We start from the raw sequence: 16,718 nt of genomic DNA on the forward strand, positions 1-16,718 counted from the left end.
TTAGCTTCCTCCTTCGATGACTTTGATACGGTTATCTAATTCGTTTTTTTGTAAAATAGTTACTTTTACACCAGATTTGATCAAATAATCCAATGCTTTTTGCCGCTGTTTGGTTTCTCCAGCTAAAGTAACAATCAAACTTCCTAAGGGTGTTTCTTGTAATAGCTCTACATTACCGTATAAGATATTCGCTGTTACTTGGTACTTGCTGTAAAGATGAGCGATTAGAGGTTCGTTCGTCTGGTTGCCGATATAACTTAATTCCACCAACCATTTATTTGCAATCTGATCGGCAAAAGCAGCATGGGCACTGATTGTTTCCAATGCTTGGTCAAGGTGTGTCGCTGTCCGAATAAAATCTTTAGTCAATTCTTCTTCAGGATGACTGAAAATCTGGATGCTGCTGCCTTTTTCAATGATTTTTCCCTCTTCCATAACCGCCACCTTGTTGCAGATTTCTTTGACAACTTGCATCTCGTGAGTAATCAGGACGATCGTTAGACCTAGTTGACGATTTAGTTTTTTTAACAGTGCAAGGATCTGAAGGGTCGTTTTCGGATCAAGTGCACTAGTTGCTTCATCGCATAACAACACTTTAGGTTCATTTGCCAGAGCTCGTGCGATTGCCACTCGTTGTTTTTGTCCCCCCGACAGTTGTTTAGGATACGCAGATGCTTTTTCTTCCAGACCGACAAGTTCCAGTAGTTCATTCACTTTTTGACGACGTTCCTGTTTTGATTTTCCAGAATACTTTAGAGAAAAATCTACGTTGTCAAAAATCGTTCGACTTTCCATTAGATTGAAATGCTGAAAGATCATACCGATAGCCTTTCTTTCTTTTCGCAATTCTTTTGGAGAGAGCTGGCTTAAATTCGTCTGATTGACGATGACTTCTCCTGCTGTTGGTTTCTGCAACAAATTCATCACGCGGACTAACGTACTCTTTCCTGCATCTGAGTAACCGACGATCCCATAAACATCCCCTTTTTCAATCGTTAAATCTACAGAATCTACTGCCTGTATCTCTTTTTCTTTTTGTTTGAAACATACAGAAACATCTCGCAATTCAATCATTAACATTCCTCCTTGTCTATAAAAAAAGCATCCTCAAGAAAATGAAAATAGTCATTTTCTTGAGGACGCCTTTTTGCGTGTTACCACCTCATGTTCAAGCTGTGTTCACACACAACTCCTCTTCAAGTACCATCATACTCTAGCAAGATATCGGTCGCAGCCGTCATCGCCTTACATCTATGCTCGGGATGAATTGCTCGATGGCCATTTTCCAATAGTCGTTCCTTGCTTCTTCTCAGCTACCGAAGCTCTCTGTCAAAGGTTCTTCTATCGTACTTACCATTTCAATGCAAATAATATTCAAAAAAAAATCCTTTTACTAACATAAACTATGTCAGTAAAAGGACGACGTATCGTGGTACCACCTTTTTTCGGAAGTTTCCTTCCCTCAAGCCCAACATCTCAAAAAGAGAGATTGGCGTTCGTTTTAACGGTCGAACATTTCCGAATTTTCCTACTTATCGACAAATTATTCTCCAAGGCCATTTTCAGCTTTTCTTACTTGACTCTTCACACCAGCCAGAGCCTCTCTGCAAAGTTTCCAAACTTACTTTCCTTCTCAACGAAATCAATATTTTGTTGTTGGGAATAATCTACAGGAGTAAAACTGAAAAGTCAAGCATGAAATTCAAATTATTTTTTCTATATTTATTTTTCTGTTTTTTTATCTAACATTTCAATAACAGTTCGAAGATCTTTCCCTTCCGCAAGAAGATTCAATTTTTCCTTTTCTTCGACGCTATAATTTCGAACGAAACTGGAATCGGGTATCAAAACAACACCTAGTCCAGCACGTGAAGCGGCTGTCGCTCCTACTAAAGAATCTTCCACTGCAAAAGCTGAAGGAGCTTCTAATCCTGTTCGTTCCAAAGCTGTCAGATAAGGGACCGGTGAAGGCTTGTTCTCCGATACTTCATCTCCGAACGTAAACGTATCAAAGTAATCGGCTAATTGAAAGTGATCCAAGATATCTGTTGCTCTTTTCGTAACAGTTGTTGTAGCAATCCCTAGTTTCATATGACGTTCTTTTAAGTCTGTCAATATTTCTTTTGCGTAGGGTTTCAATTGGATAGCTCCACTTGTCAGCTGTTGATAAAAATATTCTTCACGCTTTGCTCGGACTTCCTGCACTTTTTCAGGACTGCCTGCTGCCTGCACTAAAATATCAAAACTTTGTTTCCAGTTTTTTCCGCCCCAAGCGTCAACGATTTCTTTCGGGATATGAATATCAAATTGCTGGAATCCCCAAAGCCAACCATCCCGATACGTTCTTTCCGTATCCACTAACAAACCATCTAAATCAAATATTGCACCTTTCATCTATACATTAATCCTTTCCAAAACAATACACCTAGTTTAGCATGATTGATCCAAAATGAACAGAAGCATAGAGCCCAGCCGCATCGCTTATAAGAGTTCTTGGAATCGACGGATATAGATTTTCTTCACAGCTGTCACAAGCGCCAGATAAGCGACGACTGTTACAAGCAGCCATAACCAGTAATTGCCAGGGAGCGGCATCAAGCCTAACTCAGCACCAAATCCTGTGAATGGAAGGACTGAACCGACAATGATTCCTAATGTAGTGATAACCAACATGGCAAATGTTGCATTGCTTTGGATAAATGGTATTTTCGGTGTACGCAATGCATGGAGCACTAATGTTTGTGTCCACAGGGATTCGACGAACCATCCTGCATGGAATAATGCGATAAAAATCACTTGTTGTGAGCTATCCAATGTATGGAAACTTCCACCAACTACAGCAGGACAAATAACAAAATACATCAACAAGTAAGTAGTGATATCAAAAATCGAACTTGTTGGACCAAAATAAACCATGAATTTTCCAATACTAGATGCATTCCATTTCTTTGGCTCATCCAAATATTCTTTATCCATCCGATCCCATGGTAAGGAAATGCAAGAAACGTCATAGATCAGATTCAAAAATAGAAGTTGCAAAGGCAACATTGGTAAAAATGGTAAGAACGTACTGGCAATCAGTACGGAAAACATATTGCCAAAATTAGAACTTGCTGTAGCCTTGATATATTTCATGATGTTTCCAAAAGTTTCTCGCCCAGAAAGAAGGCCTCTTTCCAAAATCGTCAAATCTTTTTCTAAAAGGATCACGTCTGCTGATTCTTTTGCGATATCCACAGCTGTATCCACGGAAATACCGATATCAGCCACTTTCATTGCTGGAGCATCATTGATACCATCTCCTAAAAATCCGACAGTATGACCATTTTTACGTAAAGCTGTCGTCAATCGTGCTTTTTGCTGAGGATTCAATTTTACGAATACTTCATGGTCTTCAGCTACTTGCGCTAATTCACGATCATTCATTTCCGAGATTTTCTCACCAGTAATCAATTCATTGATTTCTAGGCCTACTTGACGGCACACAGACCGTGTGACTAATTCATTGTCCCCAGTCAGAACTTTTACAGCTACACCATGTTCTTTTAAAGCTTTCAACGCTTGTTTTGTTGTTTCTTTTGGTGGATCAAGGAAAGCAAGATAACCAATCAGAACCATGTCTGACTCATCTTTGACTGAAAATTCTCCAACAACGCTTGGATTGGTCTTTTGTGCGACACCAATCACTCGCAAGCCGTCTTCATTAAGTGATTGTACTTTTGCAAGCACCGCTTCTTTTCGTTCTTTTGTTAATGGTGCGACAGTACCACCAAGATCAATAAATTTAGAAATGTTCAACATTTCTTCAATCGCGCCTTTTGTGATCATCTGTGTTTTGCCAGCTGGATCAGCGACCACAACACTCATACGGCGACGTTCAAAATCAAAAGGAATTTCATCTACTTTTTGATAATTGATCGTATCTGTATCTAAAGTTTCTGCTGCTTCATCAATGATAGCCACATCTAACAAATTTTTCAGCCCTGTTTGATAGTAGCTGTTTAGATAAGCATGGCGCAAAACACGATCATCTTCATTTCCTTCACAATCCATATGATATTCAAGAATGATTTTGTCTTGTGTCAATGTTCCCGTTTTATCCGTACATAACACATCGATCGCACCAAAATTCTGGATAGCATTTAAATTTTTGATGACTGTCCCTTTTTTGGCCATCACACTTGCTCCTTTGACCAAATTCGTCGTAACGATCATTGGAAGCATTTCAGGCGTTAAACCAACTGCTACAGATAATCCAAAAAGAAAAGCTTCTAACCAATCTCCTTTTGTAAGCCCATTGATAACGATAACTGCTGGAGCCATCAATGACATAAATTTGATCAGCAGCATGGATGTTTTGTGGATGCCTAATTCAAAACTTGATTGGATGGGTTTTTCAGATAGCGTTTCTGCTACATGCCCAAATAGTGTGTCATTTCCGACAGAAACAATGATTCCTTCCGCGCTTCCACTGATGACATTGCTTCCCATAAAGACAAGATTTTCATAACTTGTTTCGCTTTGCTGATCGTCTTCACATACTTTCGCATGCTTTTCTACTGGATAGCTTTCCCCTGTCAGTGCTGCTTGGGAAATGAATAGATCCTTTGCGGACAATAAACGCATATCCGCTGGTATCATATCTCCTGCTGAAAGCCGCACAAGATCTCCGCAGACGATTTCTTCCATAGGAATCTCTGTATACTCGCCATTTCGTTTGACAGCTGCCGTTACTTTCACAAGTGATTTCAGTTTTTCAGCTGCTTGATTAGAACGCACAGACTGGATCAACGTCATCGTCCCACTGACGATAACCATAGTGAAGATAATGGCTACACCAAAGAGATCTTTATCTCCTGGAGCAGCTAATACGTATTCCGTAATGAATGAAATAATTCCTAATGCAATCAACACTAATGTAAAGGGTGTGATGTATGCTTTCAATATTTCTATAATGAATGGTGTTTTTTTGCCATATGAAATCGCATTTTCACCATAAGTTTCTCTTGAACGCTCGATTTGTTCTTCTGACAATCCATTTGCTGATGCATGGAACAATTCAAATAATTCTTGCTTCGTTTTTCCAGCAAAAGCTGCATAGATTTTTTGTGTATCTTTCTTTTTTTCCATCTCAATCTCTCCTTTGTGTCCAAAAGACAGCTGTTTTCGCTGTTTCTGGTCTTTTGCTATTTATCGGATCGATAGAGAAAATGCTGAAAGGGGCTGAGAACAGATAGATAATAGCCCTGGCCTTTCCTCTAAATCCTTGTTTTTCGAATGACTGTCATCCATTTGTTCTCATCTCCTTTACTAAGTAATTTTAATTCATGACTTCCAATCATTTTTCGAATAGTTATTTTCCCAACTCGCTCACCCCCCTTTTTGTTTTTTCACCGATGGGATTTGCGGCAACAAAAAAACCTCTCGCCAAATACTCAGCGAAAGGTTTGAAAAAGCAAATCAAAAAAGCTTCTCAGATCTCATCGTTGAGTTTTGACACTGTACAACGTAAAAAGCAGATATCTGCTTTTAGCTACCTTATGAAAAGCCTTATCTCGACAATTCCTGTTCTACCCATTGGCGTCTCTCGACGTTTTTGGGCAGTAGCCTATGTTTGTATAGGAGCCTCACCTAACAAATCCTATTCGGTTTTCCTTCGTTAATATAACAACTAAAAAAGAGGATGTCAAATCAATTTTCCATGTTTTTCATACTTTTTTAAAATACACGTGTTATATTTCCGTCTCACGCAGTTTTATTTGTCTCATTTTCCACCTCCCGCTATAATAGAATTATAGTAGGAAACGAGGTGCTGTTATGGAACGAACACTTGTTATTATCAAGCCAGACGGCGTAAGACGCCATTTGGTCGGAAGCATCATCCAACGTTTTGAAGCAAAGGGACTGGCCATTGCTGAAATGAAATTTGCAACGATGACACCTGAACTAGCAAAAGAGCATTATCAGCACTTGACTGAACGCAGTTTTTTTGATGAACTGATCGATTACATGACTTCTGGTCCGGTCGTTTATCTTGTGCTGGTCGGCGAGGAAGTGATCGATATCGTCCGTAAGATGGTCGGAGCAACAAAAGCGGCTGATGCCGTTCCAGGTACGATCCGAGGAGATTATGCACTGCCGGGGACTGAAAACATCATCCATGCTTCTGATTCCCGTGATGCTGCAACAAAAGAGATCGCCCGCTTTTTCCCGCCATTCGATACAAACAAACCGGCTGAAAAAGCGGCGAAGTGATACAAATCCTAAACTGTTGGTCTAACTGCTGGATTTAGCAACGGCCAGCAGTTTTTTCTCTAAAGAATTCCTTTGATTCTTCCCTAATGTATATTCGATCACTGAGAAAAACTCTTGGTAGTCTTCCGATTTTTCTTCCCCTAAAGCAGCGGAAATCAGTCGTTGGTAATAGTCCGCCATCAATGTTTCATAAATCACTGTACTTCTTTCTTTATGCGCTAAACTCCGTTTCATATCTTCATTCACGCTACGTGCCTTTTTTAAGCGACCATTTTCTATATAAAACAAAGTCAAATTCGTCAAAAAAGTAAAAAGATACTGCTCGTGATTATTCAGTTGCGCGATCCGTCGCATTCTTTTTTTGATTTTCAAATAATTATTCTCAATAAACCGATCACTGAATATCCAAGGAAAATCAGCTAGAATAGATACTTCAAATTGCCCATACTCTGGTACTTGCATCAAATATTCTTCAATGATACGACATTCATAACGCAAAAATTCGAATTCCGTCTCAGATACTTCTGTTTTTTTGGACATGTGCAGATTCAAAACCAAATAGTACAGATCTTCTGTTTTCTTATAGTGCCTGCGGTTATTAGCAATTTCTTTGTAAGGATCAAAGCTGTCTTCTTGAATCCGATCTAGCATTCGTCTTTTTTTCTTTAATTTTTTTGGCTCATCAAGCTGATTTCGTATCCATTCATATTCGGCAAGTGTCATGTTCATTCGCTCTAAAAATGATTTCAATGTTCCAAACGATACTTTTTTCACTGAATTCGTCTCGATCCCGACTAGCGAAGTTTTAGAACAGATTCCTTCCGCTAATTGGGACTGCGTCAGCTTTTTGTTGACTCGAAGTTTCTTGATCAATTCTCCATCATACATAATAGTTCTCCTTTTTTAATTGAAATTAACCCTTGGCTTTTCCAGAATGCTTGCCAATAAGAGGAATGATTATTTCAATTTAAATTTTCCGCATTCAATAAATAGATACGTTAAAAATAAAAAATACACGAAAAAAATAAAAAAATGTTTTTCTCATAAAAAATACCAACCTTCAAGCATGAGACTGCTGTCTAATCCCTGAAGGTTGGTTTGATTGTTTATTGATTATTTTTTTGCTGCTCCGCATTGGTTCCTGTTACTGGATATAGGTTAGTCGTTGTTTTATTGCCGTTTTTTGAAAAGACACTGGTCGAATGTTCACCTTTTTGCTTTTCGATTGCTTCATTACGTTCCGCTTCGTTTTTATAATCATATTTTTTCGGATCAATCGTCTCAAATCCGTTTGGCACATAAAACCGCAAGAGATTTTCCTGATTCAGCTTATCTGAAAGACTTAACGCAGTCTTGACTTTTTCCTGATCTTTGGAGATTTCCTCGTCGATTCCTGCTGCTTTCGTATCGATGATTTCTCCTGTCTGATTATTGTAAGCTTTTCCTCCTAAGACGGTATATTTGGGTGTCACGAAGTTCCCATTTCGAAAAGCAACTACTTGATCGTGCTGAGAAGATAATAAGTCTGTACCAAAATGAAGATAATCTTTATCATCGATTCCCAATAGATGTAGTAATGTCGGCAAAACATCGATTTCTCCACCGTATTCATGATTGACTGTCCCTTTAGTGTAACCAGGCATATGGATCATCAATGGCACTCGTTGCATCTGTGCGTTGTCAAATTCATCCCATGTATCTGGATCTTTACCAAGAGCACTTGCTAAATCTTTATTATCTGTATTCGAGATCCCAAAATGATCTCCGTAAATCACAAAGATTGAATTTTGGTAAATACCAGATTTTTTCAAATACGTAAAAAATTGTTCCAATGATTGATCCAGATAATGGGCCGTTCGAACATAATTATCTACTGTGCTATTGCCAGTATTCAAAGATGGAAAGTCGAAATTCTTGTCATCCGTATAATAAGGCGTGTGGTTGGTTACGGAAAGAAATTTCGTGTAAAACGGCTGTTGTAGATGTTCAAGATATTGGGCAGATTCTCTGAATAAATCTTTATCTAATATCCCATAACCTAACGTTTCGTCGGATTCATCAAAATAAGATCGATCAAAGAAATTGTCATACCCTAAATTTTTATATACATGATCTCTATTCCAGAAACTAGCTACATTCCCATGGAAAACAGCACTTGTATAGCCTTCTGTTTGTCCAAGGATCGCTGGTGCTGCTTGAAAGACATTATCTGACCCAAGTTCTGTGAATAATGAGCCTTGAGGTAAACCAAATGTGCCAGTTTCCAACATGTTTTCAGCATCACTTGTCTTTCCCTGTCCTACTTCATGAAAGAAATTGTCAAAGCTGATCGTTGCTTGATTCTGGAAAATACTATTTAAAAACGGCGTGACTTCTTGTCCGTCTACCTTCATATTGATCAAAAACTGTTGAAAACTTTCTAAATGAAGGACAATCACATTTTTTCCTTTAGCGAGCCCAAATGTTTCAGGATTTGGCTCTGCATAATGTTTCTTTGTATAGTCTAAAACTTCATCAATTCCATTACTGCTTGCATGCGCGCGAACACTGCTGGTCATTCCTGTTTTGATCCCGTCATAAATAGTGTACGCATCGATTCCTAGATATTTGACAATATAGGAACGGTCAAATGTCCGCTGCAGTAATTGTGGACGGTTGGCTTCGCTCAACGCTAGATTTCCTGAAAAAATCAATCCTGAAAGACAGGTAACCGCGATAGCCATCGGTTTGCTGACAGGGTTGCTTTTGATAGGTATTTTCTTGACCTTCAACCAAACCAGTAGCCCAATGAACACAGCGATATCCAACCAGTAGATGACATCATGGGGTTTCATCAAAGAAAAGGAGCTTCCTGACAACCCTTGCGACACTTTCGAAAAGCCTAATACAGATTTGACTGTAATGAAATCTGTGAATTCTCGATAAAAAATAATATTCAAGTACAACAAAAGCGTATTTAAAATATCAATGATCAAAAGAATGGCTAACGCTGGCTTTGGCTTTTTAATATACAAAGAAAGGCCAAAAAACAATAAGGTAGTCGCAATCGGGTTGATCCACAAGATAAAGTACTGGATCGTACCTTCCACACCTAATGAAAAATCTGCATAGTAAGCAATGATCGTCTTCAGCCAAAAAAAGAAAACAGCTGTCAAAACGATTGCTAAACGATTTTGGCACAATTTTTTAAGTTGTGTCACGTATATCACTTCTCTCTATTCACATTTTTTCTTATTTTGCTCCTGAAAAATGAAAATTTCCTAAAAAAATTGTTATCTTAAGATTTTTTTATTCTTTCTAAAGATTATTCCGTCCATTTTTCACAGCATAAAACCGCTGTGGTGTAAGCGATTAAACGAATGAAGAGATAAAAGTCTTGTGGTGACCGCTTCACTCCACGGTATTCAAAAGTAGTTTCTCGGTATTCGTACAAAAAAAAGAGGCTGAGACAAAATTCTTGTCGCAGCTCCTTATTTCTTGATGCAGGACAGCTTTTTCACAACCTCTGTTTTTCATTGTCCATAGGTTTGATATTGTCCTTCTGATGACTCATTCGTAATGATTGAGGCTTGATTTTCTTCATTTCCCGTTATCGTTTGTCCACTGCCAGAATCTGAAGGGCTTGGTTCTGTCGACTCGTTTTTTTGAGAAGAAGCAGTTGTTTTCTTGACTTGTTCATTGGTTTTTTTCCATTCCGCTAGTCGATCGGCCACCACTTTTTTGTCCACTTTTTCAGAATAAGCTGTGACCACTTTTCCATTTTTCAAACGAGCTACCTTGTCGCCATCATGAGTCAAAAGCAAAACGGCCAAATGTTTGTCTTTGAATTGATATTGTCTGAGAGAAATCGCACTAAGTACGTCATCGATATTGATAAATTGATTTTCTTCTTTTCCTTTTGGCAAATAGATGTCCAATTCACCTTTTTCGTAATTGGCAGTTAATTTATATTCCTCCCACCAATAAGTTGAGAATTCTTTTTTGAAATTATCTACTGATTCTTTGCTTGCTACGATTTTTTCTGTTTCTTTCTGAGCAAGATCTGCTGTCATTTTTCCTGAAAATGCTGCGGATAAAATAAGCAGTAAGAAAAAACCGAATAACCAAAAGAGAAGAAACGGTCTTTTTTTCCTCATGCCTTCCTCCACTCCTATTTAATTTTGACTATTCTATTATATACAAAAAATGAAATAGAAAGACAAAAAAGTTGAAAAAGATCGTAAATAATTGAACTTCTTTTTCCTGAAGCGGTAAGAACGGGAATTTTCATACATTCTCTCTTGGCTATTCTTTAAGCTTCAAATCCATTTCTGTCTGATACATCTTTGAACCAATGACCCGATTTCTTAATCGTTCTTTTTCCATCTTGTGCTAAATCTACTGAAATAAAACCGTAACGATTCTTATAGGCATTGGTCCACGACCAGTTATCCATGCATGTCCACATATGATAACCTAAACAATTGGCACCTTCTTGAATGGCTTGATGGACATATTTCAGATGAGATTGAACAAATTCGATCCGATAATCATCGTGGATCATACCATCTTCCTTGATAAATCGTGCTTCATTTTCTACACCCATGCCGTTTTCAGAAATAAAACAGTCGATATTCCCATAATGATCTCGTACATTGATCAAAATATCATAGATTCCTTTTTCATAGATCTCCCATCCGCGATAAGGATTCATTTTACGACCAGGCATTTCATAATTGTCGAAGTAATCCTCAGGCATAGGACCGTTTTTAGTATCGATTGGTGTTTCTTTTGCTTTTATTCGGCGTGGCTGGTAATAATTAATTCCCAAAAGATCTACTGTGTTTTCTTTAATGATCGTCAAATCATCTGGATGGATCTCCGGCATTAGATCGAGTTCTTTTATTCTCTCGATCAATTCACTTGGAAACTCCCCTTTTACAGCTGGATCAAGGAATGAACGATTGAAGAACGCATCTGCTATTCGTGCTGCTTTAACATCTTCGGGATTTGATTCGTCTCTTGGATAACTCGGTGTCAAATTCAAGATGATTCCGATGACACCGCTTTGGTCCATTTCATGATAAGCTTTGATGGCTAATGCTGAAGCCAACGCTTCATGATAACCAACTTGGATTGCCTTTTTCATATCTGATTCTTCCGGATAATGCCATCGATACAAATAGCCTGCCTCGACTGGAACGATTGGTTCATTATGGGTAAACCATTTTTTTACTTTCGAGCCAAACAACTGAAAACAACTTTTTGCGTATTTTTCATAGGCTTCAACCGTTTCTCGGTTCAACCATCCGCCTTTTTCTTGCAGATACATTGGCATATCGAAATGATACAGATTAACAAAGGGTTCGATACCGTTTTCAATCAACTCATCAAAATAGCGATGATAGAAACGAACGGCTTCTTCGTTGATTGTTCCAGATTCATCAGGTATCAAACGGCTCCATTGGATAGAGGTTCGAAATGAATTATGCCCAGTCTGTTTCATCAACTGTACATCCTCTTGATACTTCGTATAAACTTGCGAGGTTTTTTCAGGTCCTACTTGATCAAAGAACTTTTGCGGTTCGTTTTTGTACCAATAATCAAAAATGTTCTCTCCTTTTCCATCGCCTGAAATTCTTCCTTCTGTTTGTGGACCACTTGCTGCAGAGCCCCACCAAAAATTTTCTGGAAATTGATATCTTTTCATCAAAGCACCTCTTTTTCTTTTTTAGTTGATTCCATGTATGATATTTTCCATCACAATCACTTTTTCATTTTCTTCCTCTTCTTTTTTGATTCGTTTCAACAGCTGCTCTGCTGCTCGTTCCCCGATTTGATCTGTTGGTGGCGTGATCGTGATTTTCGGAAGGATACTCAGATCGTTTTTATCTAAATAATCATAGTGACTGAACGCAATATCCTTCCCGATTCTGACACCTTCTTGATTGAAACATTCGATGGCACCAATCGACATATTGTAATTGCTGACAAAAATAGCAGTTGCCCCTTTTTCTAATAATGCTTTTGCCCCGTAATAGCCGCTTTTTCTAGAATAGTCTCCTGTAAAGATCTCTAAATGGATAGACGGATCCTTTTGTACCGCTTCTTTGGCTCCAGCTAAACGTTCTCTTGCTACGTAATCTGTTTGAGCGGCAGCAATAAATCCTATTGTTTTATGTCCTTGTTCGCCATGATGAGCAATCACTCTTGCTACACTTTCTCGATCATTCACTACTATTGTATCAATACCTGCTGGCCCATCCGGACAATTCAATGCGACAACTGGGATACTCATTTTTGTGAGCATTTCAAATCCAGACCACTCTTCTTCTGATAAGAAGACAATCAACCCATCGATTGCATGCTTCATCAGGTATTCGATTTTTTGATCGATTTTTTCTGGCTGATCGGCAAACCCGCTTAATAATAAGCTATACCCATTTTCTTCAGCTACTCTTTCGATCCCTGAAACAACCTCCGAACCAAAACGGCTAGATATCCCGTTTATCAAAAGTCCAATAGAGAAACTTCGATTATTCTTCAATCCTTTAGCAATGATGTTTTCTTTATAGTCCAACGCTGAAATCGCTTCTGCTATTTTTTCCATATTCTTTTCCTTCAGCTGCTGACCGTTTAAATAGCGGGAAACTGTTCCCACTGAAACACCAGCCATCTTAGCCACGTCACGGATTGATGCCATACATTTTCACTCCTGCCAGTTACATTTGATTTCTCTTTCTTGTTGTTCGACCATAATGACCGCTTTCTTTGCATAATGCCGCTTGTCATCAATGTCCATATAACTAAAGTCTTCAGAAGTGAGTTCAAAAACAAGCAGTCTTTCCTCTTGAGACTGCAATTCATCTTTACGAAAAGCTTTCAATAATTTCGTTCTTTGGATGACAGCGCCGTCAATTAATCGGACATAGACAAGAGTACTTGTTTTACCTGAAACACTTCCTGTATTTTTAACTTTAATTGATATTATTACTTTGTCAATATCCGTTTTGACTTCCATCTGACTGTATTCAAATGTTGTATAGCTTAGACCATGTCCAAAAGGATAAAATGGACTGCCGCTTAAATCATAATAATTCTCTTGTTTAGAAGCAGCACGCTGATAGTAATAAACAGGTAGTTGCTGACTATTTCTAGGATAAGACAAACTCAATCGTCCGCTTGGGTTATTTCTTCCAGAAATCATCTGCGCAATGGCTTTTCCACCCTCCTGTCCAGGAAACCATGCTGTTGCAATGGCATTCGTAAATGACTCGATTTTCATCAAATCGTAGGGTCTTCCTTGCACAAGTATCGTGATGATTGGCTTGCCTAGTTGATACAATTGTTCAATCAGTTGTTCTTGGTATCCACCTAAAGAAAGAGAAGCAACATCTACATTTTCTCCAGAATCCATGTTGATCCCTTTCGATGAAACTGCCCCGTTACGAAGAAATTCCATATCAAAGTTCCGCGCACTTGATCCACCTAGAACTGCAATGATCACATCTGAGTTTTGAGCAAGGGTCACCGCTTCTAATAATTTTTCTTCCTGATCCTCCTGATTTCTTACTTCACACCCTTGTGCATAAGAAACCTTTGATTGGGGAAACTCTGTTTTTATCTCTTGTACTATCGTTTTTTTCAAACGGTCTTCTGTTTGTGGTGCAGAGTAGTCTCCCAACAAGTGGTAAACATCGTGAGCATTTGGTCCTATAACAGCAATGTTTTTTACTTGTTGATCCAACGGCAATATACCGTCATTTTTTAGTAAAGTGATACTTTCTTTTGCTGTCTCTAAATTTAAGTGCTCTGATTCCTCCATGAGATGATCCCAATACTCCTTTGGATCGTTTGCAAATGGTTGTTCAAACAAACCTAATAAAAATTTGACAGATAAAACTCGGCGAACTGCTTGATCTAGTAGCTTTTCATCTACGACTTGATCATCAATGGCTTCTGCAATCTTGGTATAGGTCTCGTCCCACAAACTGAGATCGATTCCTGCCGCTAATGCATATGCTGCAGCAGTCTTTTTATCTGTAAAAACATCGGATAAACGATCCAAAGCAACACCGTCTGCCATAACGATCCCTTGATAACCGATCTCTTTTCTTAATGTTTGCTCAAAAAGCGCTCGATTGATATGACAAGGTACCCCGTCGATATCATTATAAGCAGCCATGACACCTACTGCATTTCTTGTACTCTTCAATAATGGCCCGTAAATATCGGAGAACTCTCTGCGTCCAATCGTCACTGTGCCTGAATTATGACCGCCTAAAGCTTCTCCTTGTGCGATACAGTGCTTTAACACAACACCGATCTGATCCTTCTTCTTATTGATTTCCTCTACTGTCTGATCAAGAAAAGAAACTTTTTCTGAAATAATCTCTCCTTGGAACCCTCGAACGACCGCTTCAGAAAAACGAGCTGAGAGAATCGGATCTTCCCCAAAGCACTCTTCTGTCCTTCCCCAACGAGGATCTTTTGCCAGATCCAAAGTCGACACCAGCGCTAAATGAACACCTTTAGCAGCCAGTTCTTTTGCCATCAATCGGCTCGTTTGTTCTAATAACGCTACATTGAAGGTATTTCCACGGCCGATATTCGTTGGATAAGAAATCCCATCCAAACCTTGATGACCATGTGGACATTCTTCTACAAGCAAAACTGGAATTTTCCATCGCGAATGCTTTAGTACATATTCTTGGACTAGGTTAGCCACCTTCCAGCTTTCTTTTGCAAGAATCCCATTCTTATAATCTGTTTTAGACCACGGATCAGAGCGAAACAGACCGTATAAGGCACCCAGACCGCCTCCCCATTTAACATGTTCTTTTAACTTTTCTGTTAATTCGATCTTGTCTCCGTTTTTTTCATAACATTCCCAACCATACAAATGCTGGTTTACCTGTCCTACTTTTTCAGCAATATTCATCCGCGAAAGTAAATCTTCTACTCTTTGGCGGATGGTCAACTTTGGGTTTTGATACGGGTAATCGTACACCTTAATATCCTCCTTCTGCCAATTTTGCCTTATTAGCGGCTAACACAAATGGCAGGAATAAAAATACATCTAGAACGATAAGTATTACTGTTAAGACTGCTGCTCGTATATCGCCTCCTGTAGCAATAAAAGATTGTATAACCGGCGGAGTGATCCAAGGTGCAGCAGCAACTGTTTTACTGATGATTCCAAGACTTGTGGCTGCGTAGGCAATAATCAAGTTAATAGATGGTATAATAGCGCAAGGAACCATATATATTGGATTCATGACTACTGGTAATCCAAACATAATTGGTTCCGTAATATTAAATAAACAAGTAGTCAGACCAAATTTAGCGATCGATCGCTGTTCTTGACGTTTAGAAGCCCACAAGATAGCAATAACTAACGGTAAAATACACCCGCCACCTCCGATCAATCCAAATGCATTGGTAAAGGGCTCCGTAATAATATTAGGAATTTCTTTTCCTACTGAAAAAGCATCCATGTTTTCCTGAATAGACTGTAACAAAGGTGCTTGCCGTATAGGAGCCAAAATACTCGAACCATGCATACCAAACACCCATAAGAAATCAGAGAAAAACTGTAAAAATAAGATGCCTGGGACGGATAAAACAAAAGCTTTCAATGGTGTCTGAATCGCTAATTCAATTAATTGCGGAACATTCAAACCAGTCGTATGGTTTAAAGTAAAAACGACAACTGAAAAAAATAAAATGACAACTATTTCTGGTACTAAAGAATTAAATGACGTAGCTACTGCCGGTGGAACTCCTTCTGGCATCCTGATTTTAAAACTCTTCATTTTCGCTAATTTGATAAATAATTCTGTACTGACAAGGGCAGCAATCATCGCCGTTGCTAAGCCAGACGAAGAAGTCAGACTTTGTAAGAAAACCCCTGTAGCTTCTGCTGTATTTCCGTCCATCAAAGTGACTGTACTTGATAAAGGCATCAAAATAAACATTACGGCTGTACTTAGAATTCCTGCATGAACAGGACTAAATGATGGATCATCAATCACGCCTGTTTGGATATAGTGGGTTGCCAAATTCCAGCCGATATTGTAACACACGATAATAGCTAAAATACTCATCGTACCATTATTCACGATTGAAGCAAGTTCAGCCAATGGACTTAGATCAAGTATTCTTTGGACTGTTGCATTTGAAAAAATCAGAGCATTCAGCAAAACCATGACAGAAGCAGCCATTACTAACGGCATAGTAACGATAAAACTGTCTCGAATGGCCAGCAAGTGTCGCTGGCTACTCATCTTAGATACGATTGGTAGCATTTTTTCAGATAGTCTGTCTACGACTTTCATTATTTCATCTCCTAGATTCTAAAATTGAACCGGTTCATTTTTAATATAGCACTTTTCTAAAAGATTGCAACACATTTTTTAAAACGCTTTCTAAAGGTGGTGGATTTTTTATGACTTTTGAAAATTTATTCTATTTAATGGTATTTT

The 16,718-nt window shown here is 38.6% G+C and carries 11 protein-coding genes, 1 riboswitch and 2 other annotated features; of the genes, 1 reads left to right on the forward strand and 10 read right to left on the reverse strand.

Features of this window, described 5'->3' with window-relative positions:
• From RWU19_RS08845 to mgtA, 3 genes are all read right to left on the reverse strand, one after another.
• Positions 1-1,074 carry a methionine ABC transporter ATP-binding protein gene (locus RWU19_RS08845; protein ID WP_316002793.1) on the reverse strand — a complete coding sequence of 358 codons (1,074 nt, stop codon included), beginning with the start codon at positions 1,072-1,074 and terminating at the stop codon, positions 1-3.
• Between the two features lie 58 nt (positions 1,075-1,132).
• Positions 1,133-1,371 (reverse strand) — a binding site (T-box leader).
• Between the two features lie 41 nt (positions 1,372-1,412).
• Positions 1,413-1,646, reverse strand: a binding site (T-box leader).
• A gap of 76 nt (positions 1,647-1,722) precedes the next feature.
• The gene (locus tag RWU19_RS08850; protein ID WP_024636204.1) at positions 1,723-2,394 is read right to left on the reverse strand and encodes an HAD family hydrolase; all 672 of its coding nucleotides are present in this window, start codon (positions 2,392-2,394) and stop codon (positions 1,723-1,725) included.
• 87 nt (positions 2,395-2,481) lie between these two features.
• Positions 2,482-5,130, reverse strand: a complete 2,649-nt coding sequence (mgtA, locus tag RWU19_RS08855; protein ID WP_260241447.1) for a magnesium-translocating P-type ATPase — start codon at positions 5,128-5,130, stop codon at positions 2,482-2,484.
• Between the two features lie 341 nt (positions 5,131-5,471).
• A riboswitch (M-box (ykoK) riboswitch) is annotated at positions 5,472-5,646 on the reverse strand.
• A gap of 171 nt (positions 5,647-5,817) precedes the next feature.
• Between mgtA and ndk the strand changes: the two genes are divergently transcribed.
• Entirely contained in the window at positions 5,818-6,255 is a 438-nt protein-coding gene (gene ndk, locus RWU19_RS08860) for a nucleoside-diphosphate kinase (protein WP_024634952.1), read from the forward strand.
• Positions 6,256-6,276: 21 nt separating this feature from the next.
• Here ndk and RWU19_RS08865 read toward each other — a convergent pair whose 3' ends face one another.
• The 7 genes from RWU19_RS08865 to RWU19_RS08895 all read right to left on the reverse strand — a co-directional run bounded on the left by RWU19_RS08865 (position 6,277) and on the right by RWU19_RS08895 (position 16,571).
• Entirely contained in the window at positions 6,277-7,143 is an 867-nt protein-coding gene (locus RWU19_RS08865) for an Rgg/GadR/MutR family transcriptional regulator (protein WP_024636201.1), read from the reverse strand.
• Positions 7,144-7,361: 218 nt separating this feature from the next.
• Positions 7,362-9,455, reverse strand: coding sequence for an LTA synthase family protein (locus RWU19_RS08870; RefSeq protein WP_024634950.1), 2,094 nt, complete (start codon positions 9,453-9,455; stop codon positions 7,362-7,364).
• A gap of 312 nt (positions 9,456-9,767) precedes the next feature.
• Positions 9,768-10,391, reverse strand: coding sequence for a hypothetical protein (locus RWU19_RS08875; protein ID WP_002346113.1), 624 nt, complete (start codon positions 10,389-10,391; stop codon positions 9,768-9,770).
• A gap of 155 nt (positions 10,392-10,546) precedes the next feature.
• Entirely contained in the window at positions 10,547-11,944 is a 1,398-nt protein-coding gene (locus RWU19_RS08880; RefSeq protein ID WP_123838125.1) for a glycoside hydrolase family 1 protein, read from the reverse strand.
• Positions 11,945-11,965: 21 nt separating this feature from the next.
• The gene (locus RWU19_RS08885; protein ID WP_123838126.1) at positions 11,966-12,937 is read right to left on the reverse strand and encodes a LacI family DNA-binding transcriptional regulator; all 972 of its coding nucleotides are present in this window, start codon (positions 12,935-12,937) and stop codon (positions 11,966-11,968) included.
• 6 nt (positions 12,938-12,943) lie between these two features.
• Positions 12,944-15,244, reverse strand: coding sequence for a glycoside hydrolase family 3 C-terminal domain-containing protein (locus RWU19_RS08890; protein WP_123838127.1), 2,301 nt, complete (start codon positions 15,242-15,244; stop codon positions 12,944-12,946).
• A gap of 1 nt (position 15,245) precedes the next feature.
• Positions 15,246-16,571 (reverse strand): PTS sugar transporter subunit IIC, encoded by a 1,326-nt coding sequence (locus RWU19_RS08895; protein WP_024636198.1) that lies wholly within the window; start codon positions 16,569-16,571, stop codon positions 15,246-15,248.
• Positions 16,572-16,718 lie beyond the last annotated feature (147 nt).

Source organism: Enterococcus sp. 2STP (assembly GCF_032465635.1).
Lineage (GTDB): Bacteria > Bacillota > Bacilli > Lactobacillales > Enterococcaceae > Enterococcus_B > Enterococcus_B lactis.

Excerpts from the sequence above, each read along its gene's own strand:
- RWU19_RS08845 (WP_316002793.1), bottom strand. The coding sequence starts at position 1,074 with ATGATTGAATTGCGAGATGTTTCTGTATGTTTCAAACAAAAAGAAAAA.
- RWU19_RS08850 (WP_024636204.1), bottom strand. The coding sequence starts at position 2,394 with ATGAAAGGTGCAATATTTGATTTAGATGGTTTGTTAGTGGATACGGAA.
- mgtA (WP_260241447.1), bottom strand. The coding sequence starts at position 5,130 with ATGGAAAAAAAGAAAGATACACAAAAAATCTATGCAGCTTTTGCTGGA.
- ndk (WP_024634952.1), top strand. The coding sequence starts at position 5,818 with ATGGAACGAACACTTGTTATTATCAAGCCAGACGGCGTAAGACGCCAT.
- RWU19_RS08865 (WP_024636201.1), bottom strand. The coding sequence starts at position 7,143 with ATGTATGATGGAGAATTGATCAAGAAACTTCGAGTCAACAAAAAGCTG.
- RWU19_RS08875 (WP_002346113.1), bottom strand. The coding sequence starts at position 10,391 with ATGAGGAAAAAAAGACCGTTTCTTCTCTTTTGGTTATTCGGTTTTTTC.
- RWU19_RS08880 (WP_123838125.1), bottom strand. The coding sequence starts at position 11,944 with ATGAAAAGATATCAATTTCCAGAAAATTTTTGGTGGGGCTCTGCAGCA.
- RWU19_RS08885 (WP_123838126.1), bottom strand. The coding sequence starts at position 12,937 with ATGGCATCAATCCGTGACGTGGCTAAGATGGCTGGTGTTTCAGTGGGA.
- RWU19_RS08895 (WP_024636198.1), bottom strand. The coding sequence starts at position 16,571 with ATGAAAGTCGTAGACAGACTATCTGAAAAAATGCTACCAATCGTATCT.